Annotated in this window: 25 protein-coding genes; 9 read left to right on the plus strand and 16 right to left on the minus strand. The window is 58.3% G+C overall.

From position 1 onward, the window contains the following. Positions 1-63: 63 nt before the first annotated feature. The 5 genes from phnK to phnG all read right to left on the minus strand — a co-directional run bounded on the left by phnK (position 64) and on the right by phnG (position 4060). The gene (gene phnK / locus N7578_RS10035; protein ID WP_311110208.1) at positions 64-840 is read right to left on the minus strand and encodes a phosphonate C-P lyase system protein PhnK; all 777 of its coding nucleotides are present in this window, start codon (positions 838-840) and stop codon (positions 64-66) included. Beyond that, a complete protein-coding gene (locus tag N7578_RS10040; RefSeq protein WP_311110209.1) occupies positions 837-1739 on the minus strand; it encodes an alpha-D-ribose 1-methylphosphonate 5-phosphate C-P-lyase PhnJ in 903 nt (300 codons plus the stop codon). The genes phnK and N7578_RS10040 overlap by 4 nt, the downstream gene beginning before the upstream one ends. Before the next feature lie 134 nt (positions 1740-1873). After that, positions 1874-2983, minus strand: a complete 1110-nt coding sequence (locus tag N7578_RS10045; RefSeq protein WP_311110210.1) for a carbon-phosphorus lyase complex subunit PhnI — start codon at positions 2981-2983, stop codon at positions 1874-1876. A gap of 1 nt (position 2984) precedes the next feature. Then, positions 2985-3593 (minus strand): phosphonate C-P lyase system protein PhnH, encoded by a 609-nt coding sequence (gene phnH, locus N7578_RS10050; RefSeq protein WP_311110211.1) that lies wholly within the window; start codon positions 3591-3593, stop codon positions 2985-2987. After that, positions 3593-4060 (minus strand): phosphonate C-P lyase system protein PhnG, encoded by a 468-nt coding sequence (gene phnG, locus N7578_RS10055; protein ID WP_311110212.1) that lies wholly within the window; start codon positions 4058-4060, stop codon positions 3593-3595. Before phnG ends, phnH begins: the two co-directional genes overlap by 1 nt. An 89-nt stretch (positions 4061-4149) precedes the next feature. Between phnG and phnF the strand changes: the two genes are divergently transcribed. Beyond that, positions 4150-4869 (plus strand): phosphonate metabolism transcriptional regulator PhnF, encoded by a 720-nt coding sequence (gene phnF, locus N7578_RS10060; protein WP_311110213.1) that lies wholly within the window; start codon positions 4150-4152, stop codon positions 4867-4869. A gap of 24 nt (positions 4870-4893) precedes the next feature. Here the strand turns inward: phnF and dapB are convergent, their stop codons facing one another. The 4 genes from dapB to mepA form a co-directional block, all read right to left on the minus strand. Next, positions 4894-5721: a 4-hydroxy-tetrahydrodipicolinate reductase gene (gene dapB, locus N7578_RS10065; protein WP_311110214.1), complete on the minus strand. Its 828-nt coding sequence runs from the start codon at positions 5719-5721 to the stop codon at positions 4894-4896. A gap of 130 nt (positions 5722-5851) precedes the next feature. After that, positions 5852-6874 carry a glucokinase gene (locus tag N7578_RS10070; RefSeq protein WP_311110215.1) on the minus strand — a complete coding sequence of 341 codons (1023 nt, stop codon included), beginning with the start codon at positions 6872-6874 and terminating at the stop codon, positions 5852-5854. 26 nt (positions 6875-6900) lie between these two features. Continuing rightward, a complete protein-coding gene (locus N7578_RS10075; RefSeq protein ID WP_311110216.1) occupies positions 6901-7284 on the minus strand; it encodes a methylglyoxal synthase in 384 nt (127 codons plus the stop codon). A 100-nt stretch (positions 7285-7384) separates the two neighbouring features. Continuing rightward, complete coding sequence (mepA, locus tag N7578_RS10080) at positions 7385-8428, minus strand: penicillin-insensitive murein endopeptidase (RefSeq protein WP_311110217.1); 1044 nt, start codon at positions 8426-8428, stop codon at positions 7385-7387. Between the two features lie 214 nt (positions 8429-8642). Between mepA and N7578_RS10085 the strand changes: the two genes are divergently transcribed. From N7578_RS10085 to N7578_RS10115, 7 genes are all read left to right on the plus strand, one after another. Then, positions 8643-10487, plus strand: coding sequence for an extracellular solute-binding protein (locus N7578_RS10085; protein ID WP_311110218.1), 1845 nt, complete (start codon positions 8643-8645; stop codon positions 10485-10487). 204 nt (positions 10488-10691) lie between these two features. Continuing rightward, positions 10692-11786, plus strand: coding sequence for a microcin C ABC transporter permease YejB (locus N7578_RS10090; RefSeq protein WP_311110219.1), 1095 nt, complete (start codon positions 10692-10694; stop codon positions 11784-11786). Continuing rightward, a complete protein-coding gene (locus tag N7578_RS10095) occupies positions 11786-12931 on the plus strand; it encodes an ABC transporter permease (protein ID WP_311110220.1) in 1146 nt (381 codons plus the stop codon). Before N7578_RS10090 ends, N7578_RS10095 begins: the two co-directional genes overlap by 1 nt. A 5-nt stretch (positions 12932-12936) precedes the next feature. Continuing rightward, the gene (locus N7578_RS10100) at positions 12937-14577 is read left to right on the plus strand and encodes an ABC transporter ATP-binding protein (protein ID WP_311110221.1); all 1641 of its coding nucleotides are present in this window, start codon (positions 12937-12939) and stop codon (positions 14575-14577) included. 113 nt (positions 14578-14690) lie between these two features. Further along, a complete protein-coding gene (locus tag N7578_RS10105) occupies positions 14691-15938 on the plus strand; it encodes an FAD-binding oxidoreductase (protein WP_311110222.1) in 1248 nt (415 codons plus the stop codon). 206 nt (positions 15939-16144) lie between these two features. Then, positions 16145-17506, plus strand: coding sequence for a glutamine synthetase family protein (locus N7578_RS10110; RefSeq protein ID WP_311110223.1), 1362 nt, complete (start codon positions 16145-16147; stop codon positions 17504-17506). A 1-nt stretch (position 17507) separates the two neighbouring features. Continuing rightward, complete coding sequence (locus N7578_RS10115; RefSeq protein WP_311110224.1) at positions 17508-18809, plus strand: FAD-binding oxidoreductase; 1302 nt, start codon at positions 17508-17510, stop codon at positions 18807-18809. On the opposite strand, the gene N7578_RS10120 is transcribed toward N7578_RS10115, so the two are convergent. The 7 genes from N7578_RS10120 to rirA form a co-directional block, all read right to left on the minus strand. After that, positions 18806-19294: a gluconokinase gene (locus N7578_RS10120; protein WP_311112459.1), complete on the minus strand. Its 489-nt coding sequence runs from the start codon at positions 19292-19294 to the stop codon at positions 18806-18808. The genes N7578_RS10115 and N7578_RS10120 overlap by 4 nt on opposite strands. A 111-nt stretch (positions 19295-19405) precedes the next feature. Further along, complete coding sequence (locus N7578_RS10125) at positions 19406-20146, minus strand: ABC transporter permease (RefSeq protein ID WP_311110225.1); 741 nt, start codon at positions 20144-20146, stop codon at positions 19406-19408. Next, positions 20143-21081, minus strand: a complete 939-nt coding sequence (locus N7578_RS10130) for an ABC transporter ATP-binding protein (RefSeq protein ID WP_311110226.1) — start codon at positions 21079-21081, stop codon at positions 20143-20145. Before N7578_RS10130 ends, N7578_RS10125 begins: the two co-directional genes overlap by 4 nt. Beyond that, positions 21078-22244 (minus strand): ABC transporter permease, encoded by a 1167-nt coding sequence (locus N7578_RS10135; protein WP_311110227.1) that lies wholly within the window; start codon positions 22242-22244, stop codon positions 21078-21080. The genes N7578_RS10130 and N7578_RS10135 overlap by 4 nt, the downstream gene beginning before the upstream one ends. A 33-nt stretch (positions 22245-22277) precedes the next feature. Then, positions 22278-23189 carry a glycine betaine ABC transporter substrate-binding protein OsmF gene (locus N7578_RS10140; RefSeq protein ID WP_311110228.1) on the minus strand — a complete coding sequence of 304 codons (912 nt, stop codon included), beginning with the start codon at positions 23187-23189 and terminating at the stop codon, positions 22278-22280. 163 nt (positions 23190-23352) lie between these two features. Further along, a complete protein-coding gene (locus N7578_RS10145; protein WP_311110229.1) occupies positions 23353-24393 on the minus strand; it encodes an AbrB family transcriptional regulator in 1041 nt (346 codons plus the stop codon). Between the two features lie 171 nt (positions 24394-24564). Further along, the gene (gene rirA, locus N7578_RS10150; RefSeq protein ID WP_311110230.1) at positions 24565-25035 is read right to left on the minus strand and encodes an iron-responsive transcriptional regulator RirA; all 471 of its coding nucleotides are present in this window, start codon (positions 25033-25035) and stop codon (positions 24565-24567) included. A 172-nt stretch (positions 25036-25207) separates the two neighbouring features. On the opposite strand from rirA, the gene N7578_RS10155 reads away from it, so the two are divergent. After that, positions 25208-26257, plus strand: coding sequence for a Fe(3+) ABC transporter substrate-binding protein (locus N7578_RS10155; protein WP_311110231.1), 1050 nt, complete (start codon positions 25208-25210; stop codon positions 26255-26257). The last annotated feature ends 10 nt before the right edge of the window (positions 26258-26267 follow it).

Below are 26267 nucleotides of genomic sequence, written 5' to 3' on the forward strand. Positions count from 1 at the left end.
GAGTTCTTTCTTGTTGCGCGTGATTTTGTCCGAAAACGAGCGGCAGCTTTCGGAAGCACGCGGTTACACCTGCAGGATCGAGGAAACGAGAAGCTGAGTGTATGGCTCGCGGGGATCATCCAGCACGCGGTCGGTCAGGCCGTGTTCGATGACATTGCCGCCCTTCATCACCATCATGCGATGGGAAAGAAGCCGTGCGACGGCAAGATCGTGAGTGACGACAACTACGGCAAGACCGAGATCGGTCACCAGGTTGCGCACCAGATCCAGCAGGCGTGCCTGTACCGAAACATCAAGCCCGCCCGTCGGCTCATCCATGAAAACCAGGCGCGGAGCGGTTACCAGATTGCGGGCGATCTGCAGGCGCTGGCGCATGCCGCCCGAAAAGGCGCGCGGCTGGTCATCGATGCGGTCGGTGCCGATTTCCACGCGTTCCAGCCATTCGCTCGCCGACTGACGGATGTTGCCATAGTGTCTGTTGCCGACAGCCATCAGGCGCTCACCGACATTGGCACCGGCCGAAACCGTCATGCGCAGCCCGTCGGCGGGGTTCTGGTGCACGAAGCCCCAGTCCGTTCGCATCAGGAAGCGGCGCTCCGCTTCGCTCATCCGGTAAAGATCACGCACGGAGCCATCGCGCATCCGATATTCGATGCTGCCCGCCGTCGGCGCCAGCCGTGTGGAGATGCAGTTGAGAAGCGTGGTTTTTCCCGAACCGGATTCACCGACGATGGCCAGAACCTCGCCGGAATACAGTTCGAAGGACACGTTACGGCAACCGGCCCGGTCACCGTAATATTTGGAAACGTCCTGAATTTTCAGAAGTGGTGCGTCGCTCATTCGGCGGCCTCCTTCACGTCTGCCAGCATGGAGCCTTTGTGGCCATGAGCGCGACGATCTTCGCAATGATCGGTATCGGAGCAGACGAACATCCGTCCGCCTTTGTCGTCCAGCACGACCTCGTCCAGATAGACGTTCTCGGCTCCGCACATCGCGCAGGGCTTGTCGAAGCTCTGGATTTCAAAGGGATGATCCTCGAAGTCGAGGCTGACGACCTTCGTGTAGGGCGGAACGGCGTAGATGCGTTTTTCGCGACCCGCGCCGAAAAGCTGAAGCGCTTCCGACATGTGCATTTTCGGGTTGTCGAACTTCGGCGTCGGCGAGGGATCCATGACGTAACGCCCGGCCACCTTCACGGGATAGGCATAGGTCGTCGATATGCGGCCGTTGTGAGCGATGTCTTCATAGAGTTTGACATGCATGAGGCCGTATTCCTCCAGCGCATGCATGATGCGCGTTTCGGTTTCACGCGGCTCGAGGAAACGCAGAGGTTCGGGGATCGGCACCTGATACACGAGAACCTGTCCTTCGTGCAGTGCTTCTTCGGGGATGCGGTGGCGCGTCTGGATGATGCTTGCATCCCCGGTTCGTGTCGTGACGGCGACGTTTGCGACCTTCTGGAAAAAGGCGCGGATGGAAACGGCATTCGTCGTGTCGTCCGCTCCCTGGTCGATAACCTTCAGGACATCGTCCGGGCCGATGATGGACGCGGTGACCTGTACGCCGCCTGTTCCCCAGCCGTAAGGCATCGGCATTTCCCGGGATGCGAAAGGCACCTGATAACCGGGAATTGCGATGGCCTTGAGGATGGCGCGGCGGATCATCCGCTTGGTCTGTTCGTCCAGATAGGCGAAGTTGTAGGTCGCCAGGCCGTCTTCGAATGAAACTTCTTCAAGCATTGCGCGTTAACCTTGCGAAAAAAGGAGTACAAAGCTCATGGAGATGGGAATTCTTGCCGCAGTCTTCTTTGCTGTATTCGCAGCATCGAGCATTTTTTGCGCTTACTGGTTCGGCGAAGAGCGCGGTCGCTGATTTATTCGGCTGCATCGTTCATCCATTCGGCTTGTGAGGCAGTCATCGCGTCGAAATCGGCGCGCATTTTCCGGACGAGAGCAAGTTCCGCCTGAAAATCCACGTAGTGTGGCAGTTTCAGATGTTCCACGAAGCCGGTCGCCTGCACGTTGTCGGCGTGCGAGATGACAAATTCTTCGTCCTGTGCGGGGGCGACCACGTCTTCACCGAACTCACTGGCGCGCAGTGCGCGGTCGACGAGCGACATGGCCATGGCCTTGCGTTCGCTCTGGCCAAAGACGAGCCCATAACCGCGTGTAAACTGCGGCGGTGCCTTGGCCGAGCCCTTGAACTGGTTGACCATCTGGCATTCGGTGACCTGAATATCGCCGATGGAAACGGCAAAACCGAGTTCAGGCACGTCCAGCTCGATTTCCACAGAACCGATGCGGACCTCGCCCACGAACGGATGGTTGCGGCCATAACCGCGCTGCGTGGAGTAAGCCAGCGCAAGAAGAAAGCCCTCATCACCGCGCGCAAGAGACTGCAGGCGAAGGTCGCGCGGCATGGGAAATTCCATCGGCTCGCGCGTCAGGTCGCCCGGTACATGATCGTCCGGCATGTCGCCGTCTGTTTCGATCAGTCCCTCGCCAGCCAGAATGTCTGATACGCGCATCACGTGTTCGGCGTTGCCATCACGAAGATTGGCGGGTTCGACGGTTTCGTCGTCCAGCAGCGCGGGATCGAGCAGGCGGTGGGTATAGTCGAAGGTTGGGCCCAACAGCTGCCCACCGGGAAGATCCTTGTAGGTGGCCGAAACGCGGCGTTGAACTGCCATTCTTGCGTTGTCGACCGGTACCGAGTAACCGAACCGCGGCAATGTCGTGCGATAGGCGCGCAACAGGAAGATCGCCTCGATCATGTCGCCACGCGCCTGCTTGACGGCCATTCCTGCCAGTCCCGGGTCGTAAAGCGAGGCTTCCGCCATGACGCGATCCACGGCAAGGGAAAGCTGCGAAACGATCTGCGCGACAGACATGGCAGGCAGGTTGCGATCGCCGCGCCGTTTGTCGGCGAGCAACCGGTGAGCGTTGGCAATGGCGGCCTCTCCGCCTTTAACTGCAACATACATGTTACGCCTCCACTGGTTCGATGCGCGTCGTGCGCGGCAGGCAGATGAAATGGTCGCTCGACGTCAGGATGACATCGACGCCACGTGGGAAGATGGCGTTGTTCTCCGCCCACAGGGTTGCGAACATTTCTGGCAGGCCGCTCGGTCGGATGACGTTCCGATCGCGGATACCGGGTCCGGACAGGGTCAGTTCCGGGCCATTTTCAAGATCCGGCAATTCGATGACGATGGTTGTCGAGCGATCCGGGTAGTCCTGCGTTCCCTGCGCAAAAAGGCCAAGCGCGGGAACGCCGCTACCCATTTCCACGATTGCAAAACAGGCATCCTGCTTTTCTTCCGTCGTCGGAGCGCCCGTGTGAAAACCGATCCAGCTCGGCACGAGCGACTTTCGAACCGCGCCGCTCAGCCAGACCAGTGTATCGTGATCGCACAGCGCGAGTATGATGCCGCCCGTTGCCGCAGCGAGCGGTGCAGGTGGATGGATAGGGCCATCGATTGCTTGGAGCGTACCCGGCCGCGCCATGCCATCCATCAGTTTCTTGAAGATCTTCTGTGAATCGAGAACAGCATCGGTAAAGCCGCCCGTCAGTGCTTCTGCCTTGATGCCCATCAGTCTTCTCCCCGAACCATTGTGAAGAAATCGACGCGTGTTGCAGCCGTCTCTCTGGTCTGCCGGTCCTGTTCGTCGGCCAGCCTCTTCTCGACCGGCGCCAGGATCTCGTCTTCGACAAACCGACGCTTCAGCGTGTCCTGCCACAGCGCATCGAAGATCGCGGCATACCAGGCCCTCTTGCGGCTCGTACCCAGAAGGTGTGCATGACCGATGGAGCCGGAGGGCAGCTTAACGGTGGCGCGGGTCACGGTCGTTTCGCCGAGATTGAATGGTGCTCCGCCACCGCCAATGCGGCCTTTGACCATGACCAGCCCGGTTTCCGGGCCACGTATGGCTGTTGCCTGCGGGTCGGCATCCTGTTTGCTCCATGCAGCCTGCAGTTCCTGCAGCGTGGCGCGGGCGAGGAGTGCCGCCACCCGCCGGCGCTCTGAATGGTGAAGCTTCGTGTCTTGTTCGTGCATCATTGACCTCAAATGTCTATTGATATAGACAACTATACAATGTAAGGTACAATTACCGTCGATGAATGACAAGCGTGTGACACAGGCCCGTGATGAAGAGAAAGAATGGAGTGGCGCTCTGGCGTCAGATCGCCGACAGGATCAGGCAGGAGATCGCCGCTGGCGATCATGATGCAACGGGCATGTTACCGCCCGAGATGACCCTTTCGGAAAAATTCGGTGTGAACCGCCACACCGTCCGCAGCGCGATTGCGGCGCTCGCCAGCGAAGGCATCGTTGAGCCGTTGCAGGGGCGGGGGACGATGATCGTTCGCAAGGGCCGTCTGAGTTTCCCGATTTCGAAACGCACCCGTTTCACGGCTGGCATCGGGGAGCAGGCGAAGGATATGGAGGCGCTGCTTCTTTCGCATTCGATAGAGAAGGCGACCGAGGATTTGGCGACGCGCCTGAAGCTGGATGTCGGCGAGCCGTTGATCCGCATGGAGACACTGAGGAAAGCCGACCATCACCCTGTTTCCCGCTCGACGACATGGTTTCCGGCGAAACGGTTTTCGGGAATCGAGGAGGCTTACCGTGCCAGCGGTTCGATCACGGAAGCCTTCGCAAAGCTCGGGCTGAAGGACTATGTGCGCGATACGACGGTCATTTCAGCAACCCATGCGGATGCGGAGGATTTGTCCGATCTGGAGTTGTCTCCAGGTGCGATCGTGCTCGTCACATATGCGCTTAATACGGATATCGATGGCGTACCCGTTCAGTACGCCATCAGCCGTTTTTCAGCTGATACCGTGGAATTCACGATCGAAAACTGAGGTCGCAGTTTGGATGGGTGCTGCCTATTCGGGCAGTTGCAGGCCAAGTACATCCAGCATCGAATAGAGGCCCGGTTTTTTGTCGCGCCCCCAGATTGCCGCGGCAACTGCACCGCGCGCAAAGATCGATCTGTCGCCCGCATAGTGGGAAAGCTCGACGCGTTCGCCTTCGCCCGCAAAGATAACCGAATGTTCGCCGATGACGGAACCGCCGCGCAACGTGGCAAAGCCGATTGTGCCGGTTTCACGTGCACCGGTGTGTCCGTCACGTACGCGAACGGAAGATGCGGTCAGGTCGACCTTGCGTCCTGCCGCCGCCGCCTCACCGAGCAGAAGGGCGGTGCCGGATGGCGCGTCGACCTTGTGCTTGTGATGCATTTCGAGAATTTCGATATCCCAGTTCTGCGCATCGAGTGCGCGTGCCGCCTGTGCCGTCAGAACGCTGAGCAGGTTGACGCCGAGGCTCATATTGCCGGACTTGATGATCCGCGCATGACGCGATGCGGCCTCGAATTTCTCTTCGTCTTCAGGCGAGCAGCCCGTGGTGCCGATGACATGAACGATGCGTGCCTGCGCGGCAAGCCCCGCAAACGTGACGCTCGTTGCAGGCGAGGTGAAGTCGATGACACCTTCGGCATGAAGAAAGGCTTCGAGCGGATCGCTGGTGATCGCGATGCCGATTGGCCCAAGACCTGCGACTTCACCGGCATCGCGACCAACGAAGGCAGATCCCTCGCGTGCCACGGCGGCGTGGAGTGTGACGCCGGGTGTCTGGTGAACGAGGCGGATCAGCGCCTGCCCCATACGGCCTGCTGCTCCAACCACCACCAGTTTCATATCGTTGCCGCTCATGCTTTCACTCATTCCGTTTTCGGCGGATCAGCGTCCGCCAAGTCTGCCCGCTCAGGATTGGCGGCGAAGGTAAAGATCATCCGTCCGCTTCGCAAGCGTGGCATGCGAGCCTTTTTGCCGTGCCGTTAGCTCAGGCTTTCCAGCGTCGCCCATCAAGCGAAAGGCCGAAATCGGAAGGCGTTCTGGCATAGGTCGCCAGACCGGACAGTGCAGCCTGCGGATGGGTGACGACAAAGGTCGGGATGCTGCGCATCAACGCCTTGTGAGGCGCCTTGTCTTCGAACGCTGCCCGGAACTCTGGGCTTTTCAGTGCCGGGAGGATTTTCTGGGAGATCCCGCCCGCCAGATAAACACCTCCCTTGGCCATGAAGATCAGAGCAATGTCTCCTGCGACGCGGCCGAGATAGGTGCTGAACAGCGTCAGGGTTTCCTTCGCCTGGGCGTTCTCGCTGGAAAGTCCCTGGGATGTTATGTCGGCGGGATCGGAGAGCACTGGCTCGATGCCATCGGCGGCACACACGGCACGGTAGAGATTGACCAGTCCGCGTCCGCAAAGGATCTGCTCACCTGCAACACGTCCCTCGATGGTTTCGATATGGGGGAAAACGGCATAGTCGCGATCCGTTCTTGGGCCGATGTCGATATGACCGCCTTCGCCTGGAACCGGGAACCACATATGGCGGGCATAAACGAGACCTGCGACGCCAAGGCCGGTGCCAGGTCCAAGCACCACGCGGGACGCCAGTGCATCCTTCCGCTCGGGGCCGATAAGCTCGCGGTTGTCATCATCGAGAGCGGCAATCGCCAGCGCCTGCGCTTCGAAATCGTTGATGACGATGACGTCCTTCAGGCCGAGATTGGCCAGCATGTCCTTCGGTTTGACCACCCAATGGCAATTGGTCAGCGGAATTTCATCGCCCTCGATCGGCCCGGCAATGGCAAGAATGGTCGAAACCGGCTGGATGGACGTCTTGTCGAGAACCGCCTGCTGTATGGCGTCGTCGATGGTCGGGTACTCGGCCGTCTTGACCGTTGTGAAATGCGCGGGTTCCGCAAAGGCATCGATCAGAATGGAAAAGCGTGCATTGGTGCCGCCGATGTCGCCAATAAGGATCGGGAAGGAGAGATATTCGGTATCGGACGTCTTGGGCATTACCTGTTCCACTTTTGGTGCGAGCATCAGTCGGCGAGGTTGAAGTCGGTGAGCTTTTCCGCAGTGGCTCGATTGAGAGCCATGGGAATGTCGTAGACGGTGGCGAGGCGCGTCAGGGCCTTCACGTCCACGTCATGCGGCATCGGCGTCAATGGATCGGTGAAGAAAATCAGCATGTCCACGGCACCGGTTGCGATCATCGCGCCGATCTGCTGATCGCCGCCAAGCGGCCCGCTCTTGAGGCGAATGACGTTCAACCCCGGACAGGCTTCCTGAACGCGGCCACCCGTCGTACCGGTTGCAACGATCTTGAACTTGGAGAGCGCTTTTTGATGCCGGCGGGCAAAATCCGCCATGTCATCCTTTTTTTCGTCGTGGGCTATGAGCGCGATACAGCGTTCTTCAGCCATGGGCAGCTTATCTCCAATGAATAATTAAATCGATTTGAAGCCTTCTATAGCAGCTTGCCGCCATTTGAAAAGCGGCGCTTTTTAATGCTGCATTTCTGTTTCAGTTCAATGTCGGGCGCTGTAGCGGAAGAGGAATGTCGGCGGGTGGCTGAACGGGAGGAGCAGCCTGAATGACGGATTCGACGCTTTGCTGGTCTGTTGCCTGCGCTGGCGAATAGGCTTGCGCGGAGAGGCCTTCCGGATTGGCTGATGGAGCGGATGCGACAGCCGCGCATGCGGCCGGCAGATCGGACACCATGACCTGGCGTGGTTTGACCGGCTTGGCGTTCGGGTCTTTTTTCGGCGGCGCCCAAGGCTCCTTGGTAAACCACCATGCCAGCGATTTATCGCAACCGTCACCCTTGCCGACCGGTGCCTGAGGTTTGCAGTTCGCCGCACCGGGCGGGCATTCGAGCCTGATGTGAAAATGTTCGTCATGACCGTAGATCGGACGGATCTTGCCCATGAACGTGCGGTCGCCGGTCCACGTCTGGCAGAGTTTCTGCTTGATCGCCGGGTTGACGAAAACTCGTTCAACCTGCGGATAGCTGGCGGCCATCATCACGAGACGGGCATTCAGCGGCGTCCATTTGCGGTCGTCGACCGTCAGGAACTTGCTCTTGTCCAGCATGGAGACGAACGGCGTCGTTTCACGTTCCTGCGCGCTCAGCCGGTAGTTGGGCATCGGCCGCCACCAGACGTCGACATCGAGGCCGATCTGGTGTGATGCATGGCCGGAAAGCATGGGACCGCCACGCGGCTGGGAGATATCGCCGAGCAGAAGGCCCGGCCAGCCGATCTTCTGCGCATCCTGCGAAAACTGCTCGAGGAAGGATATCAGTTGCGGCTGCCCCCAGCGGCGATTGCGCGAAAGGCGCATGGCCTGCCAGCCGGGGCCATCCGTCGGCATGGCGATTGCGCCCGATTGGCAACCCTTTGCATAGGAACCGATCGGCTGGGATGTGGTTGCGGATGGCAGGGTTAGATGGCCGAAAACTTCCTTGGCAGGACGGTCTTCGGCAGTAACGGTTCCCGCCTGGAGCGCGGAAAGAACCGAAACGGCCAACAGAGCTCGTTTAAACACCCTCGATGATCCCGCCGTCATGTCGCTGCCGCCTGCTTCGTCCGAAATGATTCTCTTGTCCCGAGATTAAACTGGATCTGGAATTTGTTGAAACCATGTTTGGCGGCGATGCGCTCTGCGTTGAAAAGACCCTGTGATTGGGGAGATAAAGACCTTGTGAGCCACGGCATCTGTTTTTTGCCCATGTTTGTTTTATGCTTTGCGCAACGACCACGAAAAACAGGGGCTTTCCCGTATGGTATTGGTACAACTGAAATCCCGCCTCGTTATCGCGCTTGCCGCATCCGCATTGTTGATGCCGGCTTTTGCATCCGCTCAGGATGCGGATGGTTGGCGTAAGGGGATTTCAACCGTTGGCGACCTGAAGCACCCTGACGCTTTCCCCCATTTCGATTACGTCAATCCGAATGCGCCGAAAGGCGGCACGCTCCGGCTTTCGTCGGAAGGAAGCTTCGATACGCTGAACCCGCTTCTTGCACGCGGAGAGGCCGGTGAGGGGTTGGGTCTCGTCTACGAGACGCTGATGACCTCGGCACTGGACGAGATATCGTCCATGTACGGGCTTCTCGCCGAGGCCCTTAAACATCCAGATGACTTCAGTTCCGTGACATTCCGCCTGCGTGCGGAAGCCAGCTGGGCGGATGGCAAGCCGGTAACACCGGAAGATGTGGTGTTCAGCTTCGAGCAGGCAAAAAAATCGAACCCGCAGATGGAGTTCTATTACCGCCATGTCGTCAGCGCCGAGAAAACGGCAGACCGGGAAGTGACTTTCAAGTTCGATGAACCGAACAATCGCGAACTGCCGCAGATCGTTGGCCAGCTTCTGGTCGTTCCCAAGCATTGGTGGGAAGGCACAGGAGCCGATGGAAAGCCGCGCGACATTACGAAAACCACGCTTGAAGTGCCCATGGGCTCAGGCCCGTATCGTGTTGCCGCCGTCACACCCGGCTCCACCATCCGCTACGAGCTGCGCGACGATTATTGGGGCAAGAACGTCAACGTCAATGTCGGCCAGAACAATTTCGGTTCCATCGTCTACAGCTATTTTGCTGACCGTGACGTGATGTTCGAGGCATTCCGATCCGGCAATACCGACTACTGGTGGGAGAACTCCGCGCGTCGCTGGGCAACGGCCTACGATTTCCCCGCCGTCAATGATGGTCGCATCAAGCGCGAGGAGCTGGAAAACGAGATGCGTAAGGTCGGCGTCATGGTCGGCTTCATCTTCAACACCCGCCGCGACAAGTTTGCCGATCCGCGTGTCCGTGAAGCGCTGAACTATGCCTTCGATTTCGAAGAGCTGAAGCGCACGATCTTCTACGGCTCCTACGATCGCGTCGACAGCTTCTTCTTCCGTACCGAACTGGCGTCCTCCGGCCTTCCGCAGGGTCGTGAACTGGAAATACTGAACGAGGTGAAGGATCTCGTTCCACCACGCGTTTTCACCGAACCTTATACCAACCCAGTCAACGGCGATCCGGCAAAGCTGCGCGACAACCTTCGCAAGGCGGTCGCCATGCTGAAGGAAGCGGGTTACGAGCTGAAGGGCAACCGGATGGTCAACACGAAGACCGGCCAGCCCCTCACGTTTGAAATCATGCTCGGCGGCCCGACGATCGAGCCGGTCGCCCTGTCGTTTTCGCAGAACCTCAAGAAGATCGGCATCGATGCCACTGTGCGGAGTGTCGAGCAGTCCCAGTTCACCAACCGCTGGCGCTCGCGCGATTTCGATGTGATGTACAATGCCTGGGGCGAGTCGATGAACCCGGGCAATGAGCAGGCGGAATATTGGGGTTCGGATGCCGCCAGGCGCGAAGGCTCGCAGAATTACAGCGGCATCAGCGATCCCGGCGTAGACGCTCTCATCAAGAAGGTCGTCTTTGCGAAGGATCGCGAGGATCTCGTCGCGGCCGTCCACGCGCTGGATCGTGTCCTTCTGGCGCATCACATCGTCGTGCCGAGCTACAGCTCCAAGTCGTCGCGCATCGCCTACTGGGGCAGGTTGGCGCATCCCGAAAAACTGCCGGAATATTCTATTGGCATGCCGTCCGTGTGGTGGTCTGCCGAAGCAGCGAAATGATGGAACATCCTACACTCAAGCGTGAACGGAAGCTGCGGAAGGGTTACGTTTTCTCTCCGCAGCTCCAAAGCCTTGCTTTCGCTTCGAAGGCTTGATTCACATAGGCAGATACGAATCGCTTTAGAGCGCAGCGAGCGCTTTCAGGAAAGGACCGGGTTTGACCGAAACGAAAACCGCTGGCGCATTGGCCCGAGGCAGGGACTGATGGGAGGATATATTCTCAGACGTCTGGCTCTGATGATCCCGACGATGATCGGCATCATGGGCATTTCGTTTCTTGTCATCCAGTTTGCGCCCGGCGGCCCGGTGGAGCAGGTGGTTGCGCAACTGACCGGCCAAGGCGACAGCGCGTCGGATCGCCTGTCCGGTGGCGGTGATCTGCTCGGCCAGTCCGGAGGTTTCGATGAAAGCGGTTCGAAATATCGCGGAGCGCAGGGGCTTGATCCAGACCTCATTGCCAAGCTGGAAAAGCAGTTCGGCTTCGACAAGCCGCCGCTCACCCGTTTTCTCGATATGATGTGGAACTACATCCGCTTCGATTTTGGTGACAGCTTCTTCAGAAATTCGTCGGTCATCGATCTCATCATCGACAAGCTGCCGGTTTCGATGTCACTCGGTTTCTGGATTCTCATCATTTCCTACATGATCTCGATCCCCCTCGGCATCAAGAAGGCCGTGTCGGACGGCTCGACGTTCGATGTCTGGACCTCGGGTGTGATCATCATCGGTTATGCCGTGCCAAGCTTCCTCTTCGGTATCCTGCTGATCGTCCTGTTCGCTGGTGGGTCATTCTTCGACTGGTTCCCGCTGCGCGGACTGGTGTCGGATAACTTCGCCGAGCTGAACTGGTGGCAGAAGATCATCGACTATTTCTGGCACCTCACCCTGCCTCTGATCGCGCTCTCATTGTCGGCCTTTGCAACGACGACGCTGCTGACGAAGAATTCCTTCATCGACGAGATCAAGAAGCAATATGTGGTGACGGCTCGCGCCAAGGGCCTGTCGGAGCGCAAGGTGCTTTACGGCCATGTTTTCCGCAACGCCATGCTGATCGTCATTGCCGGTTTCCCCGGCGCATTCATCTCCGCCTTCTTCACCGGTTCGCTGTTGATCGAGAATATCTTCTCGCTCGATGGGCTGGGGCGTCTCGGTTATCTTTCGGTCGTCAACCGTGATTATCCGATCGTTTTCGGCACGCTCTATATCTTCTCGCTGATGGGGCTTGTCGTCGGTCTGCTCTCCGACCTTATCTATACATGGATCGATCCGCGGATCGACTTCGAGCGGAGGGATGTGTGATGAACGTCGCATCTTCCGTCGATGGCACCGTGACAGCGCCTCCGAAGCGTCCGTGGTTTTCGCCGACCAGCAAACGGCGCTGGCAGAATTTCAAGGCCAACCGGCGCGGTTACTGGTCGTTCTGGCTGTTCCTCATCCTGTTTTTCCTGAGCCTTGCCGCGGAATTCATCGCCAACGATAAGCCGATCCTCGCCTCTTACAAGGGTGAGATTCTGGTGCCTGTGATGGTAGATTACCCGGAAGAGAAATTCGGCGGCTTCCTGGCGCAGACCGATTACAAATCCTCCTTCATTCAGGATGAGATCAACGCCAACGGCTGGATGGTATGGCCGCCGATCCGTTACTCCTACCAGACGGTCAATTCCAACATTCCGCATTCCGCGCCCACACCGCCGTTCTGGCTGATGGACAGGCAGCAGCGTTGCTCGGCCTATCCTGAGGGCGATGCCGATCCTAACTGCACGCTTGGAAATCTCAACTGGCTGGGAACCGACAATCAGGCCCGCGACGTGACGGCACGCATGATTTACGGTTTCCGTATCTCTGTTCTGTTCGGTCTGGCGCTGACCATAGCGTCGGCTGTTGTCGGCGTAACCGCAGGTGCCGTTCAAGGCTACTTCGGCGGCTGGACGGACCTGTTGATGCAACGCTTTATCGAGATCTGGTCATCCATGCCGGTTCTCTACATCCTGCTCATCATAGCGGCGATCATGCCACCCGGCTTCTTCGTGCTGCTCGGCATCATGCTGCTGTTCTCATGGGTCGGGTTTGTCGGCGTGGTGCGTGCCGAGTTTCTCCGCGCCCGCAACTTCGAATATGTTCGCGCTGCTCGAGCGCTCGGGGTCGGCAATGGAACCATCATGTTCCGGCATCTGCTGCCCAACGCCATGGTCGCAACGCTGACCTTCCTGCCGTTCATCCTGTCCGGCTCGATCACGACGCTGACGTCGCTCGACTTCCTCGGCTTCGGCATGCCACCCGGCTCGCCGTCGCTCGGCGAAATGATCGCGCAGGGCAAGAACAATCTCCAGGCGCCCTGGCTCGGCCTGACAGCCTTCTTCACCATGTCGATCATGCTCTCTCTTCTGATCTTCGTGGGCGAGGCGGTTCGCGACGCCTTCGATCCGCGCAAGACGTTCCGGTGATCGCCATGACGGAAACAATGAACACTCCCCTTCTTTCCGTTCAGGATCTGTCGGTCGCCTTTCATCAGGGCGGCACGACGAGCCTTGCCGTCGATCATGTGTCGTTTGACATCATGCCGGGCGAAGTCGTCGCCCTCGTCGGTGAATCCGGTTCCGGCAAGTCGGTGACGGCCAACTCCATCCTGAAATTGTTGCCGTATCCGGCCGCAAGCCATCCATCCGGCAAGATCGTCTTTGACGGCAAGGACATGTTGAGTCTGCCGGAAAAGGCGCTGCGCGGCGTGCGCGGCAACGACATAACCATGATCTTTCAGGAGCCCATGACCTCGCTCAACCCGCTTCACACGATCGAGCGGCAGATCGGCGAAATCCTGGAGTTGCATCAGGCCATCAACGGCGCAGAGGCCAGAAACCGCACGCTGGATCTTCTGCGGCAGGTCGGCATCCGTGAGCCGGAAAAACGTCTCAAAGCCTATCCTCATGAGCTTTCCGGCGGTCAGCGGCAGCGTGTCATGATTGCGATGGCGCTGGCCAACCGGCCGAAACTTCTGATCGCCGACGAGCCGACGACGGCACTTGATGTCACGGTTCAGGCACAGATTCTTGAATTGTTGAGCGAACTCAAGACACAGCACGGCATGTCCATGCTGTTCATTACCCACGACCTTGGCATCGTCCGTAAATTTGCCGACCGGGTCTGCGTGATGACCAAGGGCAAGATTGTCGAGACGGGCACCGTCGAGCAGGTCTTCAACCGGCCTCAGCACGAGTATACGCGTCATCTGCTGGCAGCCGAGCCGAAAGGTGAGCCACCCGCAGCCGATGACGGAAAACCCGTTGTCATGCAGGGGGACGACATCAAGGTCTGGTTCCCTATCAAGGCAGGCCTGATGCGACGCGTGGTCGATCATGTGAAGGCGGTTGATGGCATCGATATTACGCTGCGAGCCGGTCAGACGGTTGGCGTCGTCGGTGAATCCGGCTCCGGAAAGACAACGCTCGGCCTGGCGCTGTCCCGCCTGATCGCTTCGAAAGGGCGCATCAGCTTTATCGGGCAGTCTATCGACAGCTATTCCTACAAGATGATGAAGCCGCTGCGAAATCGTCTTCAGGTGGTGTTTCAGGATCCTTACGGTTCGCTGAGCCCGCGCATGTCGGTCGGTGAGATCATAGAGGAGGGGCTGAAGGTTCACGAGCGGTCGCTTTCCGCGGATGAGCGAGACACGCTTGTCGCAAAGGCGCTGGAAGAGGTGGGGCTGGATCCGGCAACCCGCTGGCGTTATCCGCACGAGTTTTCCGGTGGTCAGCGCCAGCGTATCGCGATTGCCCGCGCCATGGTGCTCAAGCCCCGTTTCGTGATGCTGGACGAGCCGACGTCAGCGCTCGACATGAGCGTTCAGGCACAGGTGGTCGATCTGTTGCGTGACCTGCAGGCTCGTCACGATCTGGCCTATCTCTTCATCAGTCATGACCTGAAAGTGGTGAAGGCGCTTGCCAACGATCTGATCGTCATGCGCCACGGCAAGGTTGTGGAGAGCGGCCCAGCCTCCAGTATCTTCGCTGATCCGCAGGAGGATTACACCAAGGCGTTGCTGGCGGCGGCGTTCAACATCGAGGCGATGGAAACCAGGGCGGTTGGTCAGTAAGGGAGCCCGGTTAAACGGTAAGGTGATGATTTTTTTCATTGCTTTGCCGGATGCGCCGACCCATCTTGCTGGCATGTGCCTTGGCAGGTACGCGGTGAAAGTGGATGGGTGGAATGGCAGCGGATGTGATTGTTCTGGGGGCTGGAATCATTGGGGTTTCGGTGGCGTTGCAACTGGCGCGCAGGGGCAAGTCGGTCGTGCTGCTAGATCGGCGAGGGCCGGGTGAGGAAACCTCTTTCGGCAATGCCGGTTTGATCCAGCGCGAAGGCGTGGTGCCATACGGTTTCCCGCAGGATCTAGGCCTGCTGCTCAAATACTCGCTGAACAACCGTATCGATGCGCATTACCACCTGCGTGCGCTGCCTAAGATCGCGCCATTTCTCGGTCGATACTGGTTTCACTCCACCGCATCCCGTCACGCCGCGATTGCGAAGGCGTATGCGCCGCTGATCGAACATTCGGTTTCCGAGCATGATATCCTGATCAAGGAGGCGAAGGCGGAAGAGCTGATCGTCAAGAACGGCTGGATGGAAGCCTACAGAACCGCGGAAAAGCGCGATGCCGATTATGCTTTCGCTGAACGCCTGGCTCGTGACCATGGCATTTCCCATACGAAACTCAGTGGTGCGGATCTGGCCGAGGCAGAGCCGGATCTCAGCCACGATTTCGTCGGTGGCCTGAAGTGGAACGACCCCTGGTCCGTTCTCGATCCGCACGCGCTGACTCTCGCCTATGTCAGGCTTTTTGAAAGCCTTGGCGGTTCAGTCGTTCGCGGCGATGCGGCGACCCTCAGCCAGACGGTCAAGGGCTGGACTGTACGCACCGAGACGGGTTCGGTTGAAGCCGAACATGCCGTTGTCGCACTGGGACCGTGGGCAGACACGGTGACGGGGCGGCTTGGTTATAGGTTTTCGCTGGGGGTCAAGCGCGGCTACCACATGCACTACGCGCCGCAGACGGGCAGGAAACTCAACAACTGGCTGATCGATGTCGAGCGGGGCTATTTCCTGGCTCCGATGCGAAAAGGCATCCGCCTGACCACAGGCGCGGAATTTGCCGAACGCGATGCGCCGAAATCGCCGGTCCAGATCGAGCGCGCCGAACGCATTGCCCGCACGGTCTTTCCGCTGGGCGGCAAGCTGGACGCCGAACCATGGATGGGATCGCGGCCCTGCACGCCGGATATGATGCCGATCATCGGCAAGGCACCACGCCATGCCGCATTGTGGTTCGCTTTCGGTCACGCCCATCATGGCCTGACACTCGGGCCGATCACCGGCCGGATATTGGCGGAAACGATGCTCGGCGAGACGCCGGTTGTACCACTCGACCCTTACCGACCCGAAAGGTTCAATCCGTAAGAAGTGCGAAAATCTTCTGAATTCTCTGGCCTTTGGGCATTTGGCCACGTAGCATGGTCTCATAAAAGGGGAAAAGGCGCGGTTTAGCCGCGTAAAGAAGGGCGAACGTCATCATGACGGCGAGGTTTCTCATTTATCAGCAGCAGGACGATTTTCGTTAGCGCGCTCCGTGCTGCGCGAACCGAATGGAAACAGCCTGCTGGTGCATGATGGATGATATTGAAAACGCAAAGAAATTTTTCGCCGATAACCCTGATATCGAAATACTTGAAGCCTTTGTCATAGATGCCAACGGTGTGCCGCGCGGTAAATGGATTCCGCGTGAGCGGGCCATCGACGTGCTGGAGAAAGGCATGGCGATCCCGCGCTCCGTTTACGCGCTGGATATCTGGGGCCGAGACGTCCACGCCGCCGGGCTTGCGGAAGGAACCGGGGATCCGGACGGTTTCTGTTTCCCTGTTCCCGGTACCCTGTCGCGCGTGACCTGGCTTGGGCGGCCCACGGCGCAGGTTCTCCTTGCCATGCGCAACCCGGACGGGTCGGGTTTTTATGGCGACCCCCGGCATGTCCTGTCGCAGGTGCTGGAGGGGTACCGAAAAGCCGGACTGACGCCCGTTGTTGCTACTGAACTCGAGTTTTATCTGATCGATCCGGTGCGCTCGGCGCTCGATCCGGTCCGTCCGCCCAACAGTCGCGAAGGACGCTGGCATACCGGCCAGACGCAGGTTCTGTCGATTTCAGAATTACAGGATTTCGAGGATGTTTTTCACGATATCGCCACCGCCTGCCGTGCGCAGGGCGTGCTGGCCGATACCACGCTTCGGGAAAACGGTCCCGGCCAGTATGAGATCAATCTCAACCATGTGCCTGATGCCTTGAGGGCAGCGGACTTCGCCGTATTCCTCAAACGCATCGTCAAGGGCGTGGCGCGCAAGCATGATCTCGATGCCACCTTCATGGCCAAGCCCTATGGCATGCAGGCCGGTAACGGCATGCATGTGCATTTTTCGGTTCTCGACCGGGATGGCAACAATGTCTACGCCGGAGAAAATGGGCCTTCCGATGCGCTGATGCATTCGGTGGGTGGCCTTCTGGAGAACATGGGAGAAAGCATGGCGATCTTCGCGCCGCACGCCAACTCCTACCGGCGACTGACGCCCAGCGAACATGCACCGACCTACGCCTCCTGGGGCATCGACAATCGTTCAGCGGCGGTGCGCGTCATTGTCGCCAGCAAACCGGCGACGCGTATCGAACACCGTGTTGCGGGTGCAGACACCAACCCGTATCTGGTTCTGGCGATGATCCTTAGCGCGGCACTCGCTGGCATGAAGGAAAAACGTCAGCCGGGTGGCGCGATCTCGGGCGACAGCCACGCCATCAATCACGAACCGCTGCCGACCAACTGGGATTACGCCCTGCAGCGTTTCACGCGCTCGAGCTTTGCATATGCAACCCTCGGCCAGAAATATCGCACGCTGTTTTCCGCCTGCAAACAGCAGGAACTTTCCGAGTTTTCTTTGCGTGTAACCGACGTCGAGTATGACGCCTATATCAGGACGGTTTGAAATGGCTGAAGTCACGAGTATTCCCAATCCCGGCCATACCACGTCCTGGTATGCGGCCTCCGCCAACGTCAAATCCGTGCGTCCTTCGCTCGAGGGGCATCTGGATACCGATGTCTGCGTGATCGGCGGCGGTTTCACCGGAATTTCCGCGGCACTGGAACTCAGTGAACGCGGTTATTCCGTTGTCGTTCTGGAAGGGGTGCGGGTTGGCTTCGGTGCCTCTGGCCGCAATGGCGGTCAGATCGTCAACGGCTACAGCCGTGATCTGGAAACCATCGCCGGTCGCTACGGGCGTGACAAGGCGGTGAAGCTGGGAGCAATGTCGCTGGAGGGCGGCGCGATCATCCGTGAGCGGGTGAAGAAATACGCTATCGACTGCGATCTCGTCGATGGCGGTTTCTTCGCGGCCTTCACACCCAAGCAGATCCGCGAAATGGAGGCGCACAAGGCCCATTGGGAGAAGCACGGCCACAGTGGTCTTGAGATGGTGTCCAAGGCTGACGTTGGAAAATATGTGCGAACGGATCGTTATGCGGGCGGCATGATCGACCGTTTCGGCGGGCACATCCATCCGCTCAATCTCGTGCAGGGAGAGGCTGCTGCTGCCGAGAGCCTTGGTGCACGTATCTTCGAAAACTCAAGGGTGATTTCTGTCGAGCAGGGCGAAAATCCCCTCGTTCGCACTGCGGCCGGCAGCGTGAAGGCAAAATACGTACTGGTCTGCGGCAACGCCTATCTTGGCAAGCTTTTGCCCGAAATCGGTGATCGCATGATGCCGGTTTCCAGTCAGGTCATGGCAACCGAGCCTCTTGATCCGGCGCTGATCGAAGGTCTGTTGCCGGCGAATTATTGTGTCGAAGATGCCAACTACATTCTCGATTATTATCGTCGGACCTCCGACAACAGGCTGCTTTACGGTGGTGGCATCGGTTATGGCGGTAGCGATCCGTCGGACCTTACCGGCGTCATCCGTCCCAATATGCTGAAGACGTTTCCGCAGCTGGCGAAAGCCAAAATCGATTTTGCCTGGAGCGGCAACTTTGCGCTGACGTTGACGCGCATTCCCCACATGGGCAGGCTTTCGGATCGCATCTATTTTTCGCATGGCGATAGCGGCCATGGCGTTACGACCACCCACCTGCTCGGCAAGATTCTCGGCGAAGCTGTTGCAGGCCACGCCGAGCGTTTTGATATCTGGAGTTCGCTGCCGAACTATCCGTTCCCCGGCGGAAAGACCTTCCGCGTTCCGCTCACCGTGCTGGGCGCTTGGTGGTACGGACTAAGGGACAAGCTCGGGCTTTAGAATGATACCGTCTTGAGGCCGGAGAGGGCGTTTTCGACGATCTCATCCGGTGTGGCGTCGATGCTGACCGTCACGACGCCAGGTTCGCCGGTTGGCACCTCCAGTGTCGCAAGCTGTGTCTTGAGCAGCGATAGCGGCATGAAATGCCCCTTGCGTTCGCCCATGCGCTGGCTGAGCAATTCGAGGCTGCCTTCGAGATAGACGAAAGCGAGCTGACCGTCGCAGGCTTCGCGAAGTCGGTCCCGATAGATCTTCTTCAGTGCCGAGCAGGAAACGACGACACCGCTGCCTTCATATCCCTTGCGCAGTTCCGCGCCGATGAGGTCGAGCCACGGCCAGCGATCTTCGTCGGTCAGGGGAGTGCCGGCAGACATCTTGTCTACATTGGATTTGGGATGCAGCTTATCGCCTTCGATGTACGTGATGCCAAGCTTTTCAGCCAGTGCCTCACCAACCGTGGACTTGCCACAGCCGCTCACTCCCATCACTATGATTGCCTGCGTCACCCGAGCCTCGAATGTTTCTGTTTCGACGATCAGCCCCTAACACGGGGAGCAAACCATCGAAACAGAAAAGTTTACCGTCAGCAGTTCATATCAATGGCCTGCTTTTCTGGTGGCATTTTTTTCCAGCGCCGAGAATCCTGCGTGGATCAGGATTGCGAGGGCTGCAACGATCAAGCCGCCCTGAAGAATGAAGGCCAGATTGTTGGATTGCAGCCCGGCAATGATGACTTCACCCAGCGTTCGTGCCGCGACGGTTGAGCCGATGGTTGCGGTGGAAAGGCTGATGACGGCCGAAAGCCTTATGCCTGCAAGGATAGCGGGGAGGGCAAGCGGCAGCTCGACCTTCACAAGCCGTTGCCAACCCGTCATGCCACTGCCTTTTGCGGCGTCCAGCACAGTGGCGGGAAGCGTCGTGAGCCCGGTCAGCGTATTCTCGAAAACGGGGAGAAGGGCATAAAGAAAAAGGGCGATGAGGGTTGGCTTTTCGCCAAAGCCGATCATCGGTACGGCAAGCGCCAGAACAGCGACGGGCGGAAACGTCTGGCCGATGTTCACGATGCTGCGGGAAAGCGGCAGGAACTCTGCACCGAAAGGGCGGGTGACAACGATGGCGAGCGTGCCGGCAACCAGCGTTGCCAGTGTCGTGGCAACGCCAACGATCGCCAGATGCGACAGTGTGAGCGAAAACAGGTTTGCCTGAATGTAGATGGCAGGCGCATTGGGTTGCACGAGTGGCTCAAAGATCGGCGCAAAGAGTTCCGGCGCTGTCAGGAAGATCACGAGCACCAGAAGCAGCAGGCCATTCGCAAGAAACGTAACGGATTTGTTCATGTCGTTCCGGCTGCATGCTGGAGAAGAACATCACGGTGCACCCGACCGAGAAGCCTGCCCTCCTCGTCAGTTACCGGCAATGCGTCTAGCCCCGTCCACAGCATGGCGGACAACGCATCACGCTGAGTGGCGTGGATGGCAAGCGGGCTTCCTTCGGCCGTTCCCGGCTCGATCACATCGGCAATCGGCAGAACGGACAGCAATTTCAGGGACAGTTCGGTTTCGCCAATCATGGTGCGGACGAAATCCGTCGCGGGCTTCAGAACGAGTTCGGCGGGCGATCCGCACTGCACGACACGGCCCTTGTCCATCACGACGATCTGTTGCGCCAGTCGGAACGCCTCATCCATATCATGCGTCACCAGAACAACTGTCACACCCACCTTTTTCTGGATGCCAAGGAGATCTGTTTGCGCCTTTGCGCGGATGACGGGATCGAGTGCGCCGAAGGGTTCGTCCATAAGAAGGATGTTTGGTTCTGCGGCGAGAGCGCGTGCCACACCGACACGCTGCTGCTGCCCGCCGGAAAGTTCGTGTGGAAAACGGTTGGCGTAGAGCGCCGGATCGAGTTGAAAGAGCAGCATAAGCTCCTCGGTCTTGGCGTCGATCCTTTTCCTGTCCCAGCCGACCAGCTCTGGTACGGTCGCGATGTTCTGCGCAACCGTGCGATGCGGAAACAGGCCGTGCCCCTGTATGGCGTAGCCGATCTGCCGACGAAGCCTGAAACCCGGTAGCCCGTTGATGTTCTGGCCGTCGATCCTGATTGCGCCGGAACTCGGCTCGACCAGCCGGTTTATCATGCGAAGCAGTGTGGTTTTTCCCGATCCCGATGTGCCGACGATCACGGTGACCGTGTGAGGCGGAACGCTGAGCGATACGTCATCCACCACAGCAGTTCCGTTGTATCGTTTGGTTATGTTTTCGATCTCGATCATGCCTCACGCTTTCTGCTGGCGCTGAAGAGATTGCTGTCGATGAGCGCGTCCAGCAAGATTGCGGCGGTCAGTCCGAGCAGGACAGTAGGTATCGTGCCCAGCAGCACGAGATCCATGGCCGTCTGGCCTATACCCTGAAAAACGAACACGCCAAATCCGCCGCCGCCGATCAGGGCGGCAATCGTCGCAAGGCCGATGTTCTGGACGAGAACGATGCGGATGCCGGTCAGAATGACGGGGAACGCAAGCGGAAACTCGATCTGGAAAAGCCGTTGCGTGGCTGTCATGCCGAGCCCGCGCGCCGCCTCGCGCACAGCCTGTGAGACACCAGACAGTCCGACAACGGTGTTCGAAACCACGGGCAGCAGCGAATACAGAAAAAGCGCGACGAAGGCGGGAGCCATGCCGATGCCACGAATGCCGATGGCGGATGCACCAGCGATATTGGCGGCAATCCAGCCAAGGGGGGCGATGAGCAGCCCGAAAAGCGCGATGGATGGAATGGTCTGGACGATGTTGAGGACGTTCAGAATGGTAGAACGCACGCGTGTAACCCTTGCGCACAGGATGCCAAGTGGAATTCCCACGAGGGTCGCTACGAGAAGCGATCCCAGAGCAAGTTCAAGATGCCTGCGAGCTTCAGTCCAGAAAATGTCGGCGCGGCTGGCATATTCCTTGAGGATGGAAAGATCATTCCAAAGGCCGCTTGAAAGGAAGGCTGCAAGAGCAGACAGGCCACCTGCCAGCAGCGCGACCCGGACGATTGGCCTGGGTTGCAGTCGGGCAATGGCGTCGGTCGCAAGAAGCAGGAAACCTGCCAAAAGCAGCCAGAAGCCGCTGGCGGGGGAAACGCGGGCATAGCTGTTGTTTTCCGGCGTTATCGCCGTTGCTGCAATACCGGCGAAAACAGCAAGCGCAACGAGGCCGATGAGCGCAACGGAAAGCCGCAATCGTATCGGTGTGCGGAAAAATGCGGCCGCAGATGCAAGCAGTGCGAAACCAACAAATATAATTGCTGCCGAGACAGGAAGAGATCCAAGGATGCTTTTCGCTTCCCCGGTGACGATGCGATTGGCGCGAACTGTCATGAATGGCAGAGCGATGACGGCATAAAAAAGCAGGAAAGCGATCAACACACCTACTTTGTCAGGCCGCCTCGTCACATGCCGTCTCCCGCTGCACTGTGTTGCCGGTCGTTACTTGATGAAGCCGTTTTTCGTCAGGAAATCCACAGCCACCGTCTTGGCTTGTTCGCCGCCAACCTGCACACGGCCATTCAGTTCCTGCAATGTTGCCAGATCGAGCTTTTCGAATACCGGTTTCAGCAATGCTTCGATATCCGGATGCTTCTTCAGCACCTCCTCGCGAATGATCGGGGCTGGTTGATAGACCGGCTGCACATGCTTGTCGTCTTCCAGCACCACCAGCCCGGATGGTGCGATGCCGCCATCCGTGCCGTAAACCATGGCGGCATTGGCGTTGTTGGTCTGGTTGGCCGCGGCAGCAATCGTGGCAGCTGTATCGCCGCCCGAGAGAGTGATCAGCTGCGCGGATTTCATCGTGAAGCCATATGTCGTCTGGAAGGCTGGCAGGGCGGCAGCCGAATTGACGAATTCGGAGGAGGCGGCAAGGACGACTTCACCGCCGTCCGCGACATACTTGCCGAAATCGGAAAGCGTTTTCAGATTGTTCTTTTCCGCCACATCCTTGCGAATGGCGATGGCCCAGGTGTTGTTGGCGGGCGATGGCGTGAGCCAAACGATCTTGTTGGCTTCGAAATCGAGTGTCTTTGCTTCGTTATAGGCCTTGGCCGCATCCTTCCAGATCGGGTTATCTGCCTTTTCGAAAAAGAAGGCGGCGTTGCCCGTATACTCAGGATAGATATCGATCTCCCCGGCGGTGATTGCCTTTCGCACGACAGGCGTCGCACCGAGCTGGATACGATCGGTCGTCTCGATATTGTTCTGGTTCAGAACGGCGAGAATGATATTTCCGAGAACTCCGCCTTCAGTGTCGATCTTCGATGAAACGACGACCTGTGCCTGAGCAATGGAGGCGTAAAATGTAAGGGCGAATCCGGCGGCTGTCAGACCTGTCATGCGTTTCATGAAAATTCCTCCCCGATCGATTTTCCAGACGAGCATGACTATTCGCGCACGTCGATTGAACTGTTCAACGAGGCAGCCACAAAATGGTTGCGACAGAAACGTGAATTCTCACCGCAAAAGTTGTGCGCGTAAAGGTCTGGTCGGGAGAGCGGGAATTATTCGCTCAGTTTTCCGTTTTGCGCGCAGACTTGCCCATGACCAGCGGCATCAGCACGGAGAGGAAAAGAAGACGCAGTACGTGGTGGGAGCCGACGTAGGCGGTGTCGGCATGCATCATCACTGCCATGGCGGCCATGGTTTCAAGACCGCCGGGTGAATAGGCGATCATGACGGCGTTGAGTGGAACGCCGGTAATGCTGGAAATCATCCAGGCAATGACGCCGGCGATGAACATCACGGCGATGGTAACGACAAGACCTGCGACAAAGCCCTTGCGTACATCCATCAGCGAGACATTGGAAAACCGCGTCCCGATAAGGCAACCGATGAGGACGTAGACAGGAAGGCTGAGCCAGGTCGGAACACCGCCCTCGGTGAAACCGGTAATATGCGAACCGATGGAGATCGCGACGCCGCCAAGCAGCAGGGCCGCCGGAAACCGCAGGCGCAGAAAGAGCCACCCGAGCGCCAGAGACGCGGCAATTGTCACGATCAGCGTCACGATGTCCATCGGTGGGTTGCTGATGGGCGGTTCTGTGCTGACGAGATCGAGATATTCAACGATCAGCGGCACAGAAAGCGTCAAGGCCAGAACCCGCACGCTTTGAACGATGCTGACAGTCGCAAGATCGCTTTTGGTATCCGCGCTGAGGCTGATGATGTAGCTGAGATGGCCGGGTGAGGCGCCGAGCATCGCGGTCGTCCGGTCATAGCCGAAACCGTAGTGCAGAATCCAGTAGGCGACGTAGAGCATGACGACGACGGCGACGAGGACCACCACGAAGCTGATGGGCCACGTCTTTGCTGCATCGATCACGGAGGGCGTGACACTCGTTCCCATCGATATGCCGACGACCACGAAACAGGCGTTGCGGATCAGGGCAGGTACACCAAGTTTGAGGCCGGACAATCCGGATAATGTTACGGCAAGCGCCGGTCCGGACAGAAACGGTGCCGGTATGGCAAGCAGGCTGGCGAGGAACGCTCCGATGCTGCCGATAATGGTGGTCAGCAAAAATGTATGGAATGCCGGCTTGATGATCATTACAACGCGAATGGAAACTGCTTGGAAAATCTCGGTTTCACATGCGCCGTTTCACGCCGTTTCGTCAACCTTTGGGCGGAAAATATCGTCTCTCGCGCCGTGATCGACAAAAAAGCAACCCGCAACGATGCGCTGCGGGTTCGCAAAAATCTGGAGAAAATGCTGGATGGATCAAGCCGCGGGAAGAGCGGCCGTGCGGGGCATTTCCGTGTCGAGACCGAGCAGGAAGTTGATCTGCGGTCGGGCCTTGACGAGATCGTCGATGGAATATTCGGTGAGCACGTCGAAGAATGCGTTCAGCGCCTTACGAAGCGCGGAGTTGAGGCCGCAGCTGTCAACCAGCGGACATTCGACGGCGCCATCCTCGAAGCATTCTGCCATGGCGAAACTGTCTTCGGTGACCCTGACGACATCGAACAGGCTGATCTTGTCGGCGGGCTTGCCAAGCCTGACGCCACCGTTGCGACCACGGACGGTTTCGACAAGTCCTGCCTTGTTCAACGGCTGAAGAATCTTGAAAAGGAACAGCTCCGATACGCCATATGCCCTTGCGATCTCGGGGATGCGGCTCAGATTGCCTTCGTTTGCGGCGCAGTACATCAACATGCGAACGGCATAGTTGGTCTGTTTGGTCAAGCGCATGCTGGTCTCCTAACTCTCAATGTGGAGTTATATAGTCTGTTTTTCAGTTTAGAACAATTCCAGAAACTGAAAAAATCTCGTCCGCCCCGAATTTCGGGAACTGAAATGTTGACGGTCATGCAGATTCATGAACAGAAAACTCAAGAATCTGACTTTAATGGAGACACCCTCAATGGCAAGCATGAAATCCTGTTTTCCCGCTGCCGTTTTTGCATGCCTTGCCTCTACATCGATGGTGACGGCTGCATCGGCGCAAGGTGAGGTGAATGTCTACTCTTATCGACAGCCTGAGTTGATCCAGCCTCTGTTCGACGCCTTTACGAAGAAAACCGGCATTGAGGCGAACGTGTTGTTCCTCGACAAGGGGCTGGTCGAGCGTATCCAGGCCGAGGGTGTCAACTCGCCGGCCGATGTGCTTCTGACGGTCGATATCGCACGTCTGGTGGAGGCCAAGGAGGGCGGTGTCACGCAGCCGGTTTTGAATGATCCGATCATCGAAAAGGATATTCCGGCCAATCTGCGTGATCCGCAGGGTGACTGGTTCGGGCTGACGACGCGCGGTCGTGTGGTCTACGCCTCGAAGGAGCGGGTAACGCAGGACGATATTACCTATGAGGAACTTGCCGATCCGAAGTGGAAAGGCAAAATCTGCATTCGCGATGGCCAGCATTCCTACAACATCGCGCTGTTCGCCTCGATGATCGCGCATCACGGCGTCGATTACACCCGCACGTGGCTGACGGCTCTCAAGAACAATCTGGCCCGTAAACCCGACGGAACGGACCGCACGCAGGCAAAGTCGATCTTTTCAGGTGAGTGCGATATCGCGCTGGGCAACACCTATTATGTCGGCCTGATGCTAACCAATGACCGGGAACCGGAAGAAAAGGAATGGGCGGGTTCCGTTCGGGTGATCTTCCCCAATGCGGCGGATCGCGGCACGCACGTCAACATTTCGGGCATGGCCATGACGAGATATGCGCCGAACAAGGAAAATGCACTGAAGCTGATGGAGTTTCTCGCCTCCCGCGAAGCTCAGGAAATCTACGCCCAGCAGGTCTTTGAATATCCCGTTCTTCCCGGGGCGCAGCCTTCTGACGTGGTGAAGGGATTTGGCCCGATCAATCCCGACAAGCTGTCGCTCACGGATATCGCTGTCTATCGCAAACAGGCCTCCGAGCTGGTCGATGAAGTGGGCTTCAACGAGGGACCAGATAACTGAATGGAGGCCG

The organism is Agrobacterium tumefaciens (genome assembly GCF_031801495.1).
GTDB classification, from domain to species: domain Bacteria; phylum Pseudomonadota; class Alphaproteobacteria; order Rhizobiales; family Rhizobiaceae; genus Agrobacterium; species Agrobacterium tumefaciens_K.